Origin of the sequence: Streptococcus mitis (genome assembly GCF_000722705.1) — a bacterium.
Classification (GTDB): domain Bacteria; phylum Bacillota; class Bacilli; order Lactobacillales; family Streptococcaceae; genus Streptococcus; species Streptococcus mitis_P.
Window position 1 is genome coordinate 66,188 of the sequence record NZ_JPFW01000007.1, and the last position, 19,589, is coordinate 85,776.

Genomic DNA, 19,589 nt, shown 5'->3' on the forward strand with positions numbered 1-19,589 from the left:
CTACTGAAACAATAGAAAGGACATTTTTATGTTTGGTAAAAAGTCTAATGATAATGGTGAAAAACTATACCGTTATTCTATTCGTAAGTACCATTTTGGTGCTGCAAGTGTTGCTGTAGCAGCATTAATGTTTTTTGCTAATGGAGGAGGTGTAGCTGCTGCAGAAGTTGTAACTCCAGCAACTGCTAATCCTAATGCTCATCAGTTAGAAACTACAATGAATGGTGGAGGGGATTCATCTGGAACTAGTGGAAGGCCAGAAAATACTAAGGAAATAAACAAGCCAGCTGAAGTGTCTACGCAAGCTTCTGTTATTTCTGATCGGCAAGTTGAGAAAGAGACTAGAAACTCAACTCCGTTAAGTGATGTAAAAGTTCAAGATACTTTGGTAAATAAAGTCATCAATACTTCTTCAGTAAACATCGCTGATTTACAAACAGCTTTAACAGAGTTAGAAAGTAAATTAACAAATGTAAAAGACGATGAAGAAAAAGGGAAGTTTAATACAGTAGTTGTAGAAGCTAAAAAACTGCTCGGAGATAAAGAAGCTACGCAAGAACAAGTGAATCAACAATTAACACTTGTAAAGGGAACCATTTCTTCTGTAGAAGAGTTATTAAAAAAACAAGAAAGTAAAGTTTCTGAAGAAGAAACTAAAAAATCAGAAAAAGATCGTAGTGCTGAGGTAGATGCTTCGAATAGTGAAACAGCAATACCTGTTAGAAGTGCTCGTGGGAGAAAAGGAAGAACTACAGAAGTTCAACCAGTAGATAGCGGAAACGCAACTCCAACAGTAGGAGCAGCGACTTCTAATAAAGTAACTGAATCTAAAGAATTACCAACCTACACAAACGGTACGGACAATTATGCATTAGCAGAAGAAATGCGTAAAATTGTTAAGTACTTACAAGACAATGGAGCAGACGCTGCTAAAGTAGCTGCCATCAAAGGTAACTACGATAAGTTAAATGAAAAACTTGGACTTGTTGATGAAAATGGAGTGTTGTCTGAAGAAGATTTCAATAAAGCATTAGCTAATCTTAAACAAGCTCGTGACTTTACTGAAGGGTTCCTTAACAATCAACCTAGTCTTCAACTTGAAGCAGTACTACCTGCAAATCGTCATGAACGTGCAGCAGATGATCGTGTTAGAGATTCTAGATTCCCTAATGCATATACAACGCCTTACGCTACTGCTAAAGAATTCTACTATGAAGATGGTCAAAAAGGTTCATCTCCATATGATAAATACACTTATTTATTCCACACGTTTACAGAAAGTTTAGTAGCCAATAACAGAACTCACTCTCCAGTAAGAGATGTTAAACGTTTAGTATATGAAGAAGTAAACGAAGTTAAGGGCGGATATTTATGGACAATTACCTTTAATGCTGCCCACGAAGATCAACACGATGGGTATGCCTTCTTCTCTATTCCAAAAGGACAAGTAGTAGACAATAGCAGTATTACGATTGAAAGAACTCCTCAAGTTGGAGTTGCAGAAGAAGTAGCAGGTACAGGAGATTTAGGCTCTAGAGTTCGAAATAATTTATTCCATGGTACACAAATTGGAATTAGAAGAGATGGCGCAAATGAAAATAGTTTAGAAGGATTAGCAAGAACAAATGGAAATCCCGGTTACTATAACCGTCGCTTAGAAGGTGATGCTGGAGAAACAGCAAAATCTGATGATATGTTCGAAAAAATTGCTGACAATACAGCGGCTGTTTATCGTTTCCAACTACATGGACGTGATAAATATACTATTTCGTTTAAAACAACTAACACGAACAATACGCAAATGGATAAACTGTACTATGCAGCTGGATATCGTGTTCAACAATGGGGTCGCCGTATCTTAGCGCAACAATGGCACGGACGTCATAAATATGATAGATCTGATACAGATAACTATCCATTACACGTAGTTGGGAATGGTACATTCTTAATTAATCAAGGAAAACATTATAATACAGCATATCCTCAAGGAGCATATGGATTTGGTGGACATGACTTTGACTATGCACCTTTTAAGGCTGATGGTATCTTAGGATTTGATGACTCAGGTAGATATAACAGTAACTTTGACATGCACCAATATACTGCAAGACCTGGAAGTGACCAACCTTCAGCAAGTTATAGAGCGAATGCGGCTGGTCAAACATTTGAATTCTACGATAAAGAAGGGAATAAATTATCTGCTTCTCAAATCGGGATGCACGGTGCTGATAAGCCAGGTTTAGTAGAATATAAAGTTAAACGTAAGTTTAATGATGGCTCTGCGGACTTCTTGAATATCAAGTTTGCGATTAAACCAAAAACTCCGGTATTCACAGAAAATCTAACAAACTCTCGTGGTCAAACGAAAAACCTAACGGTATCAAACGGTACGAATGGTTATCCAATTACATTATTCCGTGAATATGTAGAAAATGGAGTTAAAAAGACAGAAAAAGTTGCTACAGTAAACGCAAATAGTAGTGGGAATGCGGTCTTTAATGGCGTTCAAATTAAAAGTGGTAAATACTACGCCCAATCTATTATTCCAACTTCAGCGTACTTAGACTATAAAAATGTAAAACATACAGATGTAAGGTCTGATATGTCAGCTAGTACTACAGTAGTTGGAGACGGTATGGCTCCTACAATCCAAGTAGGTGAAAATGGAAAAACATTGGCAACAACTCCAGCGAATAACCAAGTAACATTATTCGTAACACCAAGCACAGATGGTAAAGTTTCATTAAAAGTACAAATGCAAGATGATAACTTAGGGGATGGAATGGATGCATTCGCCAAAGGAACAAATGCTAACTATGCCATTAATGGAACTTATAACTCCAGAGCTACAACTTATACAGCTGACGGTGGAGTAACAGGAGCTAACGGTAAAAGAGACACTATTAAAGGTGACTTGAAAATTCAATTAAACCAAGATGGTGGAAAATATAAAATTCCTACTGGTGGTTTAACTGTTACGCTAAATGCAAAAGATAAAGCTGGTAACTGGACAAATACTGCCAATCCATCTAAAACACTAACAGTTAAAGTATTATCAGCAGTGCCAAATGAACCACCTGTTCGTATGCTTACAGGAAATGATGTTCAAAATGGTGCTGTTAAGCAAAGTGTTAAAGACGAAGTCTTAAGAAAAGTAAAAGAACTAAACCCAGACTTAGTAAATAATGGTGTGAAGTTTGAATATGACACAACTGTAGGTCGTACAAACCAAATTAAAGTTATTTATCCAGATGGACAAATGACGACTATCGATCCAATGAAAGGGACAAAACCTACAAAACCTTTAGTAGTTGGACCTCAAGATGGTACAGTTAGCATTACGCCACAAGGAGATACAGATAAAGTAACATTCCAATACGTTCCTACAAATGAAACTAATCCTAAAACGATTATTGCTAAAAAAGATGGAAATTCATGGGGGATTCAAGGGACACGTCCAAATGGAATTACAGTAGACAGTAGTACCGGTAAAATTACGATTACAGAACCAACCGTAAAAGACCTATCAAACGTAACAGCAACAGCTACATTCTTAAACAGTGACACAAGTGACACTAATCAAGATACAGCGAAAAACCCTGATAGAGATGCACCTACTGTTATGATGAATGGAAGAGCATTGACGGAACGTGCTAGTGATAATCGTTTCGTAATCTTCCGTGGGGCTACATTTAATCCTACATTCAAAGTAGCTGATAATTCAGGTACTGTGTCAACCTTTAAGATATCTGGCGTTCCAGAGGGTGTTTGGTTCAATAAAGAAGGAAATCGTGATAATGCCAAAACGAATCTTCCGAGCGGAACGACTTATCAATTGACTAAAGATAATGTGGTTGCAACAACCGCAAATTTAGGAATCCAAGAAGCAACGGTATCAGTTAGTGATGCGAATGGAAATACGAAAAACTATAAATTCCAATATACTATTGCGGATGTTGTGTTGAAAAATTCTCCAAAAACAGTTGTACCAAATACACCTCAAGGAGACCCACACAATTTCTTAGCAACCACAGTAAATGGAACAACTGTGGACAACGACTTATACTTCCCGGCTCATATGCAATTCCAATGGGTAAATGGGGGTGAAAATACTCCATTAACGACAGTTGGAACGGTGCAAAAAGAAGCGAAAGTTTTATTCCCAACTAATGCACAAAATGGGACAACGACAGCTAATGGGATGACTATCTACGCACCGGCAGAAATTCGTAAAACGGTTACCTTCAACGTCAAAGACTCAGCGAAACCACAAGCAACAATCAATGGTATATCATTAGGAACAACTTCGACAACTCCTATTTTCACGGTTATACGAGGTGCAACGTTTAATCCAGAATTAAAAGTATGGGATGATTCTGGAATTATCCAAGATATCAATATTCAAAACTTACCACGTGGAATGGCTGGAACGAACTATGCAGGTGGTCGTCAAACTAATAGAAATAGTGAAGCAAATGCATACAGCGAACGCCTAGCAAGTGGAACAGTATCGGATACACAAACGTTAGGAGAACACGAAGCAACGATTCGTGTTACAGGAAGTGGTTCGACAGATGTTAGTACCTTTAAGTTCAAGTATCGTGTCATCGACTTAGAATTAAAAAATACGTATAGAACCGAGGATGCTGATAAGCCAATTATTGGATTAAGCAATAACCAATCGATTGAAGTTACAGGTGGAACAAACAATATTTCTGCGGTAGATTATTGGAAAGTAGTGGACACAGAAACTAAAGAAGATAGAGGGAAAGCCTACTTACCAGAAGGAATAACTTATGAATTGGAAAGACCAGGAGGTTCACGTGGGATATCTTCTAATCCCGCGGATGCATCAAAAGGTGCCACTGTTCGTATGGGGCATTATACCGGTAAGATTAAGGTGAATTTTACGACAGCATCTGATATTAACGATAATAATAGTAAGACTAGAACGGTATTTGCGCCTGCAACTATTGAAAAGCCAGTTTATTATGCTATCACTCCATCCGCACCTACATTGAAAAAAGCTGTAGATGGTACAGCAGAAAGAACAACTGCTGGAGAACTTCTATATGGTCAAGCAGGAAATAAACCTAGAATCGAAGTTTCTAATGTTGTTCCTAAAGGAGATGGAGCAGGAAATGTTAACAGAGATTCAACTCGATTTGTAAGATTATATAGTAGTAAAGATCCGAATACATTCTTAGCAGAAAAAGAAGTTGCTGGTAATAGTACGAGCGTGATTTTTGAACCTAGTGATTATGGAGCTAAACGTCCAAATGGTTTAGAAGAAGGGGAAGAACTTTATGCAGTTACGAGAGTAAAACATGGCATATCAACACTTTCAGGTGCGAGCGCTTCAGAACTTGTTACAGGAAGATTGGAAATCACTGAAAACTCTTCAAACCGTATTATTCAAGCTAATGATCAAACGTTAAATGATGCTGAAAAAACAGGTATTCGTATTGCGTTACGAAATGCTAATCCTCGATTAAATCTAAGTGATGATGATATTAAAATCTCTGATACTGGAGAAATCGTAATTACCAAAGATAAAAAACGTGCTTGGCTTCAAACAGCACCGAATAAGGATAACGGAGCAGGATTCGTTACTCGTTTTGCAAATATCAGAAATGATTATAAATTCGAAAATATCGAAGGATTAAAAGTTCCGGGGCGTGATACAGATAAAGGATTTGCATGGTCAAATGACCCATCTGATAATCGAGTGAATAGTAACCGTAGTTTGATTTATTACTATGATGCAACGAAAGGTCAGTCGTTTAACTTTAATGACGTGTTAAAAGTGTTAAACCTTCGCGAAGGTTGGTCGGTTAACCATACAGAAAATCCATCATTTGTTGCAACGCAAGGGGTTAATAAAGGTAAAGCTGAAAGACGCGAAGATGGCTTCGGCATGTCTGGTACAGCCTTCCTTAAAGATGGAGACTATATCAATGTTCTTGACTTAGTAGACAAAGATAGATTAAGAGGAGGACAACCTGTAAGTAACTCTGCGAATAAATTGGTTGAGAATGGTAAAGCTAACGGAACAGGTACAACTCTTCAAAATGTAACAATTGGAGAAGTAAATGGATTACCAGGATTTACATTAAATAATGTTGTGAATGGTGAACGAGCTATTCATAAAGCGCAAGTTTACTTACGTCCAAAATACGTGAATGGACAATCATTAGCAGAACGTAATAATGAAAACCAAAACACAACAACAAATGTTGTAAACTTATACTTCGTACCAATCGATTCAACGAAACCAGTAGTAGAACGTTCAGACTCTAACAACTTGGGAACTTCAGCAGATGATGCTCCAAGATTAACAGATACTTCTATCACAGCATCTTCACTTGTAAAAGTAACAGATAACTATGATAAAGATGATGTAACGGATTCAAACACTAATAGTGTTCGTAATAAGTTAAATGTTTGGGTGAAAAAAGATGGTGTTGAAACTCAAGTCGTTAGAAATGGTCAAGAGCTAACTAATCCTAATGGTGAAACAGTATTAGGTAGTCTTATTAAGACTGTTGATCCAGCATCTTATGAGTTAATCGCTAAAACAGCAGATACTTCAGGAAATGAAACTGAAAAACAAAGTCTAGGATTCTTCAAAGTTGGGTATAACTTAAATGTACGTCCAGTAATTAACTTTATCCAATATGAAAAATTAACGGATGATGATAAGAGAACATTAGTACGAGTAAATGAAGGTGGACAATTAGAAGAGTTACCTAACGGTGCTACAGTTGATGTTACATTTGATACAGAAAATTTAAATCTTGATTACCAAGATAGACGAGCTACAGCGACTATTACATTTGCAAATGGTGCTACAACGACTAAAGAAATACCGTATAGAGTGTATCGATCATTCCCACTTGTTAATAAGTTGTATGATTTTGCAAAAGTTCCTCTTAAACCTAACTGGTTCTATGATCCTGATTATTATAAAAACGAAGGATTAACAGGAGGCATGAATTGGTTTATAAAAAAAGAAACAGAAGAGAATGGGCGAAAAGTATTCAAAGATGTACCGCCGAAAGCTAATTCTGGAGAGCATGTTATGCCTAGAGAAATTAATAAATCCATCGATGCAGGAGCTGGAGAGTATAAATATCTTCTAGGAGCAACTTATCCAACAGGTAGATACGTTGCAAGGGCTACAGATGAATTATCGAAATTAAGACGTGAAGGTGAAATTGTTCATACGGTATTTGATGTAGGTGCTAATGATACTAATAAAGTTACAGTAAATAGTGGGGATTCATTAACAAGCGACCAAGCAAGAGCAGCAGTAATGCTAATTAATGGATCGAAAGAATTACCAGAAGGAACTACTTATGCATGGGTGTCAGGGCTTACTGTAACAGGACGCGGTGGAGACGAAGTCGATCGTGAAGTAAGAGTGACGTTACCGGCTAGTGGTCCAGCAAACGGACCTTTTGCTGCAACACAAACAAAGACTAAAACTGTAAAAGTTAAAGTGAAAATTAAACCAACAAAACCAACAGTAACTCCTGACAACAACGGTGATGTAAGAATTGGTTATAATACAAATGAAACAAATGTCAATAAAGTGGAAGTGACATACACTCCAACGGACACTAATCGATTAGAAGATAATGGGAATGTGACGAAAACTCCTCAAGAAAGAACAACGGTTATCGCTACTAAGGGAACTGATAATCAATGGCGTATTACAAGTGGTGAGAAAGAAGGAATTAGTGTTAATTCAACTACTGGTGAAATCACTTTGAAAGATCAAGTAGTTAAAGATCAAACAAAAATTCAAGCAAAAGTAGTTGCCCAAGAAGTTTCAAGTGATGAAAATGACAGTAATAATTCTAAAGATGGTGATCGCGAAATTCCAACAATTGGATTGAATAATACGCTTGTAGAAGTTGGAAAAGAGTTCAGTCTTCCTCTTGGTTTATCGGATGGAGCAGGAGTAGGTGTAGACGATACAAACATTAAAGTTTCGTTACCAAATGGGGAAACAGGTCTAACTTACGATGCAACAACAAAATCAATCAAAGGAACAATAAGTACAGTTGCTAAAAAAGACATTACAGTAAGAGTCCTAGATAAAAATGGAAATAAAGCTAAGAAAATAATCTCTATAGCTGCTGTGAAAGCTAAGCCGATTTATGCGATTAAAGATGAAACAATCGACAATGTAGATACTCCAAGTAACTTTGTGGAAATGCCTGCTGGTTTAAGCGCCTCTTGGAAAGACAATTCTATACCTACAACAACTGAAGTGGGGAATACGAATAAAACTGTAACGGTCAGTGCAAACGGCTATGCAGCGATAAATGTGGATATTCCAGTAACGATATATCCAAAAGTAACTTATCGTAAGGTAGGCGGCAATGAAGTGACAGAATACCATGAGATTGTTGGACAACCATTAACATCAAGTGTATGGAGAACAGGTGGACGTACGAGAACTGTTACAGCTGATTTCTATGTAGAATTTGAAGGTGGAAATAAACCAGAGGGTACAACTATTACATTTAAAGATGGAAATCCAGCTAGTCCAAGTACAACAGCAGGTATAACTACTAAAACGATAGTTGTAACTTATCCGAATGGAGCAGGAAGAATTGAAAAAAATGTAACGTTCAAGACTTATGGAAATGAAGCGAAGTATGAGACTGGAAAGGATACGATAGAAACAACAGTTGGAACAGAATTTAGTAAGATTACTGCAGCAGGAACTATCAAGTTAAGCGATCCGAAGTTGCTAAATCCAGGTAGAATAATCATTGGTTGGTGGAAAAACAATCAAAACTATACTCCTGAAAATAAAATCGGTAAACGTAATGAAAACGTCAATGTTTACTTTGGGGAAGCTGTACGAAATGCTCGTGGAGATGGTACGGCTAACTACAATGATCAAAATATTACTGTGAATTTAACAGTCAAACCACAAGCGCCGATAATTGCTGAAGATGCCCTGTATGGTAAAGGTGCGACTAAACCGAATGTAACGGTAGGAAATCTTCCAACGAACAGTCAACTAGAAACTGGAGCATCAGTTACGGTTGAATTATTCCAAGGGAATAAGAAAGTTGCTTCTAAGACAGTAAACGGCGGAATAAGTTCAGTTGAATTTAATAATAATGATTATAGCAATAATCTAACTTATAGTGAAAAAGTTCATGCGGTGGTTAGAGTTGCCGGTGGTACTGGAACTACAGCCTATAACTTATCATCTGCAAATAGTAATGGCATCCAAGTTACTCCTCAAAAACCAACCTTTGATACAACAACAGTGACTTCAACTAGCCGTACATTGAGTGGTACTTTAGGCGGATTTGATGCAACTAATAGAGTGGTCAAAGTTCATTTGAATGATGAGAATAATACCACTCTATCTAGTGAAAATAATGGCGGAGTAACTATCAACGGTAATATATGGACAGCTACGCTTCCTGCTACTGTAAAACTTCGTCAATCAGTCGCTAAAAATGGTGAAACTACAACACCACCAGCGATTACAGTGGAGAATACAGTCACAGAGGGAACGGTTTCAACTAGAAGTGATAATAAAGCAGTTGAAATGGGAGACTACTCAGTTAATACAACAATTGCGGGTAGCAAACATGTTGATGTTACAGTACCACATGATGCGAAACGATTAGAATTACGATTCCACAACAGTGAAGAATCAGGAAATAAAACGAATAGTATTGTTCTAGTTCGTGGGACAGATGGTACATGGCATACAGATGCAACAAGAGCAGATAATACAGCAGTTACTAATGCGAATGGGTACGTTGGAAGAATTAATTCAACTGTAAGTACTACTAATCCAGCAGAAAATAATATTCGTATTGCTCTAAATGAACAAAGCGGAACGACAAAACTTCATATTAAAGAAGAAAATGCAAGCGGAGATAATACTGAATCATATGGTAGTGGATTAGGACTTCGTGTATATAACCAACCAGAAGCAGGTCAAGAGCCAAGTGCGACAGGTAAGTGGAAAGTAGTTGGTGTGACGAATACGGCACCTGTTCTATCACATAAAGGAACAGATGCAAGTAGCGAAACAAATCGTAAAGTCTATGACTCAGGAACTACCATCACTAAAGAAATGCTAGCAGAGTTAGTAACAGTGACAGATCCAGAAGATAATGCTGCAGATGCGAATAATAAACCATACGGCTCAACAACTCTTGAAATCGTATCTGGTTTAACAGAAACACCAGGACAAGCAACACCACCGGGGAATTATACAGTTACTCTAAAGGCTACTGATAGTCAAGGAAGAAAAAGTAATACGTTGACGGTGTATGTGGGAGTTAAAGCAGCAACGCCACAAGCACCAACGGTAACAGCAAATCAAACAGACGCAACGTTGAAAGTAACGCCACCAACAGGCGTTGATGAGATGAGAATCACGTACATTCCAAGTGGAAGTGAAACATCAAAAGAAATAGTCATTAAGAAAACAGAAACAGGCTGGAGCGGACCAAGCGGAAATGGAATCACTATAGGAGCGAATGGAGAAGTAACATTCGACCATACAGTAGCGAAAGATGGAAGCGAAGTAAAAGCGAAAGTTAAGAACGGCAATAGTGACTATAGTGCAGAAGGAAGCGCAACGGATCCAACGAAAGCAGCAACGCCACAAGCACCAACGGTAACAGCAAATCAAACAGACGCAACGTTGAAAGTAACGCCACCAACAGGCGTTGATGAGATGAGAATCACGTACATTCCAAGTGGAAGTGAAACATCAAAAGAAATAGTCATTAAGAAAACAGAAACAGGCTGGAGCGGACCAAGCGGAAATGGAATCACTATAGGAGCGAATGGAGAAGTAACATTCGACCATACAGTAGCGAAAGATGGAAGCGAAGTAAAAGCGAAAGTTAAGAACGGCAATAGTGACTATAGTGCAGAAGGAAGCGCAACGGATCCAACGAAAGCAGCAACGCCACAAGCACCAGTAGTGGAAGCAGATCCAGCGAACGCAAGCGTAAGTGTAACACCGACAGGAGAAGTGGATAAAGTCAAAGTAACGTTCACACCAACAGATGGAACAACTGAGAAAACCATTGAAATTGCGAAAGAGGATGGAGTATGGAAAGATAAATCAAATACCCCAGGAGTAACAGTAAATCCAACAACAGGATTAGTGACATTAGACCACACAGTAGCTAAAGATGGAACAGCAGTCAAAGCAGTAGCAACGAAAGGCAACAGTGACGCAAGTAACGAAGGAACAGCAAATGATCCAGTGAAAGTTTATATTTTGAAAGGTGAACCAGCAAGAGAGTTCGAAGTAGAAATTCCACTACCGATTGTAGTTCCAGATCCAGAACATTTAACACCACAAGAAATAGAAAAATTGGTGAATAAAGTCAAAGAATCTAATCCAAATACGATTGTTACAGCGGATGATAAGGGTAATGTTACTGTAACTGATAAGACAACTGGTGAATCAGTACTAATCTCAGCAAAAGATTTAACTGTTAAAGACTTCGACCCAGTGAAACCAGACGAAAAAGTTCCAGTCAAAGACAAAGCCCACTTAACTCCAGAAGAGAAAAAACAAGTGGCAGATAAAGTCAAAGATAAGAACCCGGGTAAGGAAGTAACAGTAGGAGACGACGGCACAGCAACAGTGACAGATCTGACAACAGGAATTAGTCATACAATTCCAGGAACAGACTTAGTGAACCAAGACTTCGAACCAGTGAAACCAGACGAAAAAGTTCCAGTCAAAGACAAATCCCACTTAACTTCAGAAGAGAAAAAACAAGTGGCAGATAAAGTCAAAGCTAAGAACCCAGGTAAGGAAGTAACAGTAGGAGCCGATGGCACAGCGACAGTGACAGACCCAACAACAGGCATCAGTCATACAATTCCGGCAACAGACTTAGTGAACCAAGACTTCGACCCAGTGAAACCAACCGAAAAAGTTCCAGTCAAAGACAAAGCCCACTTAACTCCAGAAGAGAAAAAACAAGTGGCAGACAAAGTCAAAGATAAAAACCCAGGTAAGGACGTAACAGTAGGAGACGACGGCACAGCAACAGTGACAGATCCGACAACAGGAATCAGTCATACCATTCCAGGAACAGACCTAGTGAACCAAGACTTCGACCCAGTGAAACCAACCGAGAAGGTCCCAGTCAAAGATCCAAGTAACTTAACAAAAGAAGAACAAGATAAAGTTAAGAAAACGGTAGAAAAAGCAAATCCAGGAAAAGATGTAACAGTCGATTCTAAAGGGAATGCAACCGTTAAGGATCCACGGACGAAAATTTCTCATGAAATACCAAATAAAGATTTGGTCATGGTTACTGGAAAAGGAGATTCAACAAAACTAGACCTTCCATCACTTATCATCACTAAATGGGCTGATGAAAATGGCAATGACTTGAAGCAACCCGATGCTAAAGCTCCATCAGTACCAGGTGAAGCGAATGAAGCATTTGAACATGGTGAAATTGAAGGTTATGTATTTGTAAGAACAGAAACTAAAGGTGATGTTGTAACTCATATCTTCAGAAAAGTGAGTCCAGCTAGACCAACAGGTGACGGTCAACAAAGACCAGCTACGCCATCTGATGATACAAATCGTAGACCAGATACTGCTACCCCTGCTGAGGTGCCAGCTACTCAGCCTACTGAACAACCAAGTCAAACAGTTGAAGTGCCTACTCAATTGCCGAATGAAGTGTCAGAAACGAATCCATCAGTTTCTCAACCGCAAGCAGTATTGCCAAATACTGGTACGAAAGCAAATCGTGTTACAGGTGCATTAGGAGCTCTCTCTCTTCTTGGAGCATTTGGCTTACTATTTGCCAAAAAGAAAAAAGACGATGAAGAGGAAGCTTAAATAGATGATCTCATCTGATCCTTAGTAGTTTTCCCTACATAAAGTCTTTGTAAATCAAAAAGAACTAGAAAAAATCACTCATTTGTGAAAATTCTAGTTCTTTTTTCGTATTTCATAAACATTTCATATTTGAATTTTATAATAGTCTTACAAATATGGAGGTGACAAATGAATCCAATCCAAAGAGCTTGGGCTTATGTCAGCAGAAAACGACTGAGAAGTTTTATTCTATTTCTGATTTTATTGATCCTATTGGCCGAAATTTCAGCCTGTCTGACTCTGATGAAGTCCAACAAAACAGTTGAAACAAATCTTTACAAATCACTCAACACATCTTTTTCTATTAAGAAGATAGAAAATGGACAGACCTTCAAGCTGTCGGACCTAGTATCTGTAAGCAAGATTAAGGGACTGGAAAATGTCTCTCCTGAACTCGAGATAATCGCAAAATTAAAAGACAAGGAAGCGGTGAGTGGCGAGCAGAGCGTGGAGCGTGATGATTTGTCAGCTGCGGATAAGAATTTGGTTAGCTTAATGGCTCTTGAGCATTCATCCAAGGATGTTACCTTTACCAGTTCAGCTTTCAATTTAAAAGAAGGTCGACACCTTCAAAAAGGGGATTCAAAGAAAATCCTGATTCACGAAGAGTTGGCTAAGAAGAATGGTCTTTCGCTTCATGACAAGATTGGCTTGGATGCTGGACAGTCCGAATCTGGCAAAGGACAGACAGTTGAGTTTGAAATTGTCGGCATCTTCTCTGGTAAAAAACAAGAGAAATTTACAGGCTTGTCTTCTGACTTCAGTGAAAACCAGGTCTTTACAGACTATGACAGTAGCCAGACCCTTTTGGAGAATAGTGAACCTCAAGTCAGTGCAGCACGATTCTATGTAGAAAATCCTAAGGAAATGGACGGACTCATGAAGCAGGTGGAAAACTTGGCTTTGGAAAGTCAAGGCTACCAAGTCGAGAAGGAAAACAAGGCTTTTGAACAAATCAAAGATTCAGTTGCAACCTTCCAAACCTTTCTGACCATTTTCCTTTATGGGATGTTGATAGCAGGAGCAGGGGCCTTAATTCTTGTTTTGTCTCTCTGGTTGAGAGAAAGGGTCTACGAAGTGGGAATTTTACTTGCACTTGGAAAAGGCAAGAGCTCGATTTTCCTACAATTCTGTTTAGAGGTAGTTTTGGTATCTATCGGAGCTTTGCTTCCAGCATTTGTTGCAGGAAACGCAATCACATCTTACCTACTCCAAACTCTACTAGCAAGTGGAGACCAGGTGGCCCTACAAGACACGCTAGCTAAAGCAAGCAGTTTATCAACCAACATCCTATCTTTTGCAGAATCCTATGTCTTTCTAGTTCTGCTTAGTTGCTTATCTGTAGCCCTTTGTTTCCTATTCTTATTTAGAAAATCACCGAAAGAAATTTTATCATCTATTAGTTAAGAAGGAGAAATCATGACTTTATTACAATTACAAGATGTTACCTATCGTTATAAGAACACTGCTGAAGCAATCCTATATCAGATCAATTATCATTTTGAACCCGGGAAATTTTACAGTATTATTGGTGAGTCAGGAGCAGGAAAATCCACACTCTTGTCCCTCCTTGCTGGTCTAGATAGTCCTGTTGAAGGTTCTATCCTTTTCCAAGGAGAGGACATTCGTAAGAAGGGCTATTCTTATCATCGTATGCATCATATTTCCCTGGTCTTTCAAAATTATAACTTGATAGATTATCTTTCTCCACTGGAAAATATCCGCTTGGTCAACAAAAAGGCCAGCAAGGAGACTCTTCTTGAGCTTGGTTTGGATGAAAGTCAGATCAAGCGGAATGTTCTCCAGTTATCAGGTGGTCAACAACAACGTGTGGCTATTGCTCGCAGTTTGGTATCGGAAGCTCCAGTTATTCTAGCGGATGAGCCAACAGGAAATCTAGACCCTAAAACTGCTGGAGATATTATCGAACTGCTCAAATCACTTGCCCAGAAAACAGGTAAATGTGTCATCGTCGTTACCCACAGCAAAGAAGTGGCACAAGCGTCAGATGTTACACTTGAGTTGAAAGATAAGAAACTGACTGAAACTCGCAATACTACGAAATAATATGAGCTTTTTCAGTTATACTCTTCGAAAATCTCTTCAAACCACGTCATCGTCGCCTTACCGTAGGTATGGTTACTGACTTCGTCAGTTCTATCCACAACCTCAAAACAGTGTTTTGAGCTGACTTCGTCAGTCTTATCTACAACCTCAAAGCAGTGCTTTGAACAACCTACGGCTAGCTTCCTAGTTTACTTTTTGATTTTCATTGAGTATTAGAACTATAAAATAGAATAAAATCTAGAAAGGGAATCTATGTTACACAACGCATTTGCCTATGTTACAAGGAAGTTTTTCAAATCGATTGTCATCTTCCTGATTATTCTCCTCATGGCGAGCTTGAGTTTGGTTGGCTTGTCGATCAAGGGAGCTACTGCCAAGGCTTCTCAGGAGACCTTTAAAAATATCACCAACAGCTTCTCCATGCAAATCAATCGTCGCGTCAATCAAGGTACGCCACGTGGTGCTGGGAATATCAAGGGTGAAGATATCAAAAAAATCACCGAAAACAAGGCCATTGAGTCTTATGTGAAACGCATCAACGCTATCGGAGATTTGACTGGCTATGAACTCATCGAAACGCCAGATACCAAGAAAAATCTGACACCTGACCGTGCCAAACATTTTGGAAGTAGCTTAATGATTACAGGTGTCAATGACTCTTCTAAAGAAGACAAGTTTGTCTCTGGTTCTTATAAACTGGTTGAAGGAGAGCACTTAACAAACGACGACAAGGACAAGATCCTCCTGCACAAGGACTTGGCAGCCAAACACGGCTGGAAAGTTGGGGATAAGGTCAAATTGGACTCTAATGTCTATGATGCAGACAATGAAAAAGGAGCCAAGGAAACAGTTGAAGTGACAATTAAGGGACTCTTTGATGGTCACAATAAGTCAGCAGTAACCTACTCGCAAGAACTCTATGAAAATACAGCTATCACAGACATTCAAACTGCTGCAAAACTTTATGGATACACAGAAGACACAGCTATTTATGGGGACGCAACCTTCTTTGTAACAGCGGACAAGAACTTGGATGATGTCATGAAAGAGTTGAATGGTATCAGCGGCATCAACTGGAAGAGCTACACACTCGTTAAGAGCTCCTCTAACTACCCAGCTCTTGAGCAATCCATCTCTGGTATGTACAAGATGGCCAACCTCCTCTTTTGGGGTAGTTTGAGCTTCTCAGTTCTTCTCCTTGCGCTCTTGCTTAGTCTTTGGATCAATGCCCGTCGCAAGGAAGTGGGGATTCTCCTCTCTATCGGTCTTAAGCAGGCAAGTATCTTGGGGCAATTCATCACTGAATCTATCTTGATTGCCATCCCTGCTCTAGTTTCTGCTTACTTCCTAGCCAGCTATACAGCTCGTGCAATCGGAAATACTGTTCTTGCCAATGTGACTTCAGGTGTTGCCAAGCAAGCCAGCAAGGCTGCTCAAGCCTCTAACCTTGGTGGTGGTGCAGAAGTAGATGGCTTTAGCAAGACCTTGTCGAGCCTAGACATTTCCATTCAGACATCAGACTTTATCATCGTCTTTGTCCTTGCTTTGATTCTAGTGGTTCTCGTTATGGCGCTTGCTTCAAGCAATCTCCTTAGAAAACAACCAAAAGAGCTCTTACTAGATGGTGAATAAGTTTGAAAAAATTAGTCTAAAATAGAGACTGCCTCTTGTTTTTCTATTCAAGAATGGTGGATAGAGAATGGCTATTTAACAATTTAAAATAGAGCCGAAAGCAGTGGTGAAAATGATTGCTTTCAGTTGCTTTCTTTGTACTTTAGTGTTTAAACATGATATACTAAAGCTATGGAATTTATTAGAAAGGAATTTCACAATTTATATATGGAATTGTGCATAAAAATTTATCCATGATTTGTTTTTTAAATAAATAGAAAACTTGTAGATACCTATCCAGACTGAAAAGGTAAACGAGCCTGCTGTGGCTGAGTTTACCTTTTAAAAATATAAAATAGTGAGGAAAACAATGAGACAAACAACTGTTAGAGGGACATTATCCCTACGTGGCTTTAGAAAATTAAGAACTGGTGCAATTGTTGCAACAGGTGTGATTTTATTGGGGCTGGGCTTTTTAGCTCCAACTGTTTCCGCTAACGAACAAGATGGTGTTTGGGTAGCTAGAACAGTTGCAGAAGTAAAAGCTGATATTCAAAATATAGACAATTTATCACACTACACTATTAAGTGGGGAGATACGCTGAGTGCTATTAGTGGAGCAACGGGGTTATCTGTTGATAGTTTGGTTGAGATAAATCATATTGCAAATAGAGATTTGATTTTTGCTAATAGTAAATTGTATTTTAGCGAAGAGGCTTTTCTAAAAGATGGAAATACAGAAGTCAAAAGACAGCAAGTGTCGATTGTTAATTCTGGTAGCTGTCAAAGTTATGAAGTTGAAACCAAGACTGATACTGTAACTGGAGAGCAGACGACTACTGTTAAACAAACGACACCAGTAGTTGTGGAAACCCCAGCGGTGTCAGCAGCGAAATCAGAAACACCAGTCACAGTTGCGCCAAAAGCAGAAACAAGGGAAGAAGTTTCAAATACTCCATCACTGGGCGCTACAACTAGTGCTGATTCAGGTGAATCAAGTCCAGTAACAGACAATGCCCCTTCAAATACAGGGACTACAAATCAACCTGTAGCTTCAAATCCAAGTTCTGAAGTTCCAGTGCCATCAGTATCAGCACCGAAAGCAGAGGAACCAGCAGGAACAACGCCGAAAGCAGAAGAGCCAGCAGCAGGAACAACACCAAAAGCAGAAGAACCAGTAGCAGGAACAACGCCGAAAGCAGAAGAACCAGCAGCGGCTACAACGCCAAAAGCAGAAGAGCCAGCGGCGCCAGCACCAAAAGCGGACAAGCCAGCGACTCCAGCACCGGTAACTCCAAGTGAAGAAACACCGGTCGCTTCAGGCGAGCCCGATTCCACTGAACAGCCAGCTGGAGAATCAGGTAAATCTGAAACACCGTCAGAACCTTCCCATACTCCATCTGCGGAGGCTACAAATGAATCAGGGAATGCAGCAGAATCAAGTCCAGTAACAGACAACGCCCCTTCAAACACAGGGACTACAGAACAACCTGTAGTTTCAACCCCAAGTTCTGAAGAACCAGCAGCAACGCCGAAAGCGGACGAGCCAGCGACTCCAGCACCGGTAACTCCAAGTGAAGAAATACCGGTCGCTTCAGGCGAGCCCAATTCCACTGAACAGCCAGCTGGAGAAGCAGACAAATCCGAAGTTTCAAATCCATCACCAGATGTAACAAATGAGGGTGATTCAGGAGCTTCAACTCCAGTAACAGACAATTCCCCTTCAAATGCAGGAACTACAAATCAACCTGTTTCTTCAAATTCAAGTTCAGAATCTCCAGCACCAAAAGCAGATACTCCATCTGAAGAAGTTGCACCTAAAGATGAAAAACTTGAGGAAGCAAAAAAAGATGGAAAAGATATTATTGAAAAAATTGCAGCTTCAAAACTTAGTGAAATTGAAAAAGTTAAAGATGAAGCAGAAAAAGTTAAGTTAGAAGCTAAATTAAAAGAATTAAAAGAAGCAGGATTAGAAGCGATAAATAATGCTAAAGATCACGATGCTGCTGTAGATGCTACAGCTGAGTATCAAAGTAAAATTGATGAAATTGATGTTCCAGGTGAAGAATTACCAGCACCAAACTATAACAAAGATAATTTAACAAATGGACGTAATGAAGGTACTACCATTGACAATGGAAGTACGATAATAGGTCATGGATCTGGTGAAGCTACAGCAACAAGTCCAACACAGCCTGTTACTGAAGAAAGATCAACTTCAACAGTATCTCCAGAAGGAAGTTCAACACAACCAGCTTCAACAGAAACTACAACGGGAACTTCAAGTTTTAGAAATGCCCCATCAGTTCAAGCAAGAGCAAGAAGAGTGGCACGTTCAACATCAGAACCAGATGGAACTGTCAATATTAGCTATAACTTCGCTGAAATGCCAGATATTCATGGTTTCCTATCTGACCCGGGAGAAAATAACACTGTCACAATTCCTGCAGGAACGAGTGAAGCACAGGCAAAAGAGCTAGTAAAAGAAAAAATTCAAGCCAAGATAAAAGACTTAGCTGCTAGAGGGTATCATGTGAAAAATGACATTATTTTTGAACAAGATACTACTGTGAAAAATTATAACTATGTCGTTACATTCACTAGGGAGGTTACAGGAACTTCAGGTTTCAGAATGGCTCCAGCAGTTCAACCACGTGCTAGCAGAAATCGTAGAAATCTAGAACAACCAGCTCTTCAAAAGGTTAAAGTAAATGTTTTTTATAACTTTGATCAAATGAAGGATATTGCAGGTTTCCTAGGAGATATCAATGGAACTTCTCTTGAAATTGCGGAAGGTTTATCAAATGAAGAGGTAAAAGTAGCAGTTAAGAACCAAGTTGAAGCTAAGAAAGAAGAGTTGAGCAAACGTGGCTATACTTTCAAAGAGGACTATGTATATCAAGCTAATGGGAAAGATTATAATTACGTTGTAACATTTTCAAAATCAACTAAATAATTTTCAGTCCATAGAGAGTGAAATGTTAGCAGAGAGAGC

At 39.1% G+C, this 19,589-nt stretch carries 5 protein-coding genes; all 5 read left to right on the forward strand.

Annotated elements, in window-relative coordinates; all coding sequences use genetic code 11:
• Positions 1–28: 28 nt before the first annotated feature.
• The 5 genes from SK642_RS03110 to SK642_RS03135 all read left to right on the forward strand — a co-directional run bounded on the left by SK642_RS03110 (position 29) and on the right by SK642_RS03135 (position 19,550).
• The gene (locus SK642_RS03110; protein WP_033683331.1) at positions 29–12,877 is read left to right on the forward strand and encodes a YSIRK signal domain/LPXTG anchor domain surface protein; all 12,849 of its coding nucleotides are present in this window, start codon (positions 29–31) and stop codon (positions 12,875–12,877) included.
• Between the two features lie 168 nt (positions 12,878–13,045).
• Entirely contained in the window at positions 13,046–14,323 is a 1,278-nt protein-coding gene (locus SK642_RS03115; protein ID WP_033683332.1) for an ABC transporter permease, read from the forward strand.
• Positions 14,324–14,335: 12 nt separating this feature from the next.
• A complete protein-coding gene (vex2, locus tag SK642_RS03120) occupies positions 14,336–14,983 on the forward strand; it encodes an ABC transporter ATP-binding subunit Vex2 (protein WP_033683333.1) in 648 nt (215 codons plus the stop codon).
• A 252-nt stretch (positions 14,984–15,235) separates the two neighbouring features.
• Positions 15,236–16,615 carry an ABC transporter permease subunit Vex3 gene (vex3, locus tag SK642_RS03130; RefSeq protein ID WP_033683334.1) on the forward strand — a complete coding sequence of 460 codons (1,380 nt, stop codon included), beginning with the start codon at positions 15,236–15,238 and terminating at the stop codon, positions 16,613–16,615.
• A gap of 349 nt (positions 16,616–16,964) precedes the next feature.
• A complete protein-coding gene (locus SK642_RS03135; protein ID WP_033683335.1) occupies positions 16,965–19,550 on the forward strand; it encodes a LysM peptidoglycan-binding domain-containing protein in 2,586 nt (861 codons plus the stop codon).
• Positions 19,551–19,589: the final 39 nt, after the last annotated feature.

What these genes read in the sequence shown, in the direction of transcription:
- vex3 (WP_033683334.1), top strand. Translation starts at nt 15,236, where the DNA reads ATGTTACACAACGCATTTGCCTATGTTACAAGGAAGTTTTTCAAATCG.
- SK642_RS03115 (WP_033683332.1), top strand. Translation starts at nt 13,046, where the DNA reads ATGAATCCAATCCAAAGAGCTTGGGCTTATGTCAGCAGAAAACGACTG.
- SK642_RS03135 (WP_033683335.1), top strand. Translation starts at nt 16,965, where the DNA reads ATGAGACAAACAACTGTTAGAGGGACATTATCCCTACGTGGCTTTAGA.
- vex2 (WP_033683333.1), top strand. Translation starts at nt 14,336, where the DNA reads ATGACTTTATTACAATTACAAGATGTTACCTATCGTTATAAGAACACT.
- SK642_RS03110 (WP_033683331.1), top strand. Translation starts at nt 29, where the DNA reads ATGTTTGGTAAAAAGTCTAATGATAATGGTGAAAAACTATACCGTTAT.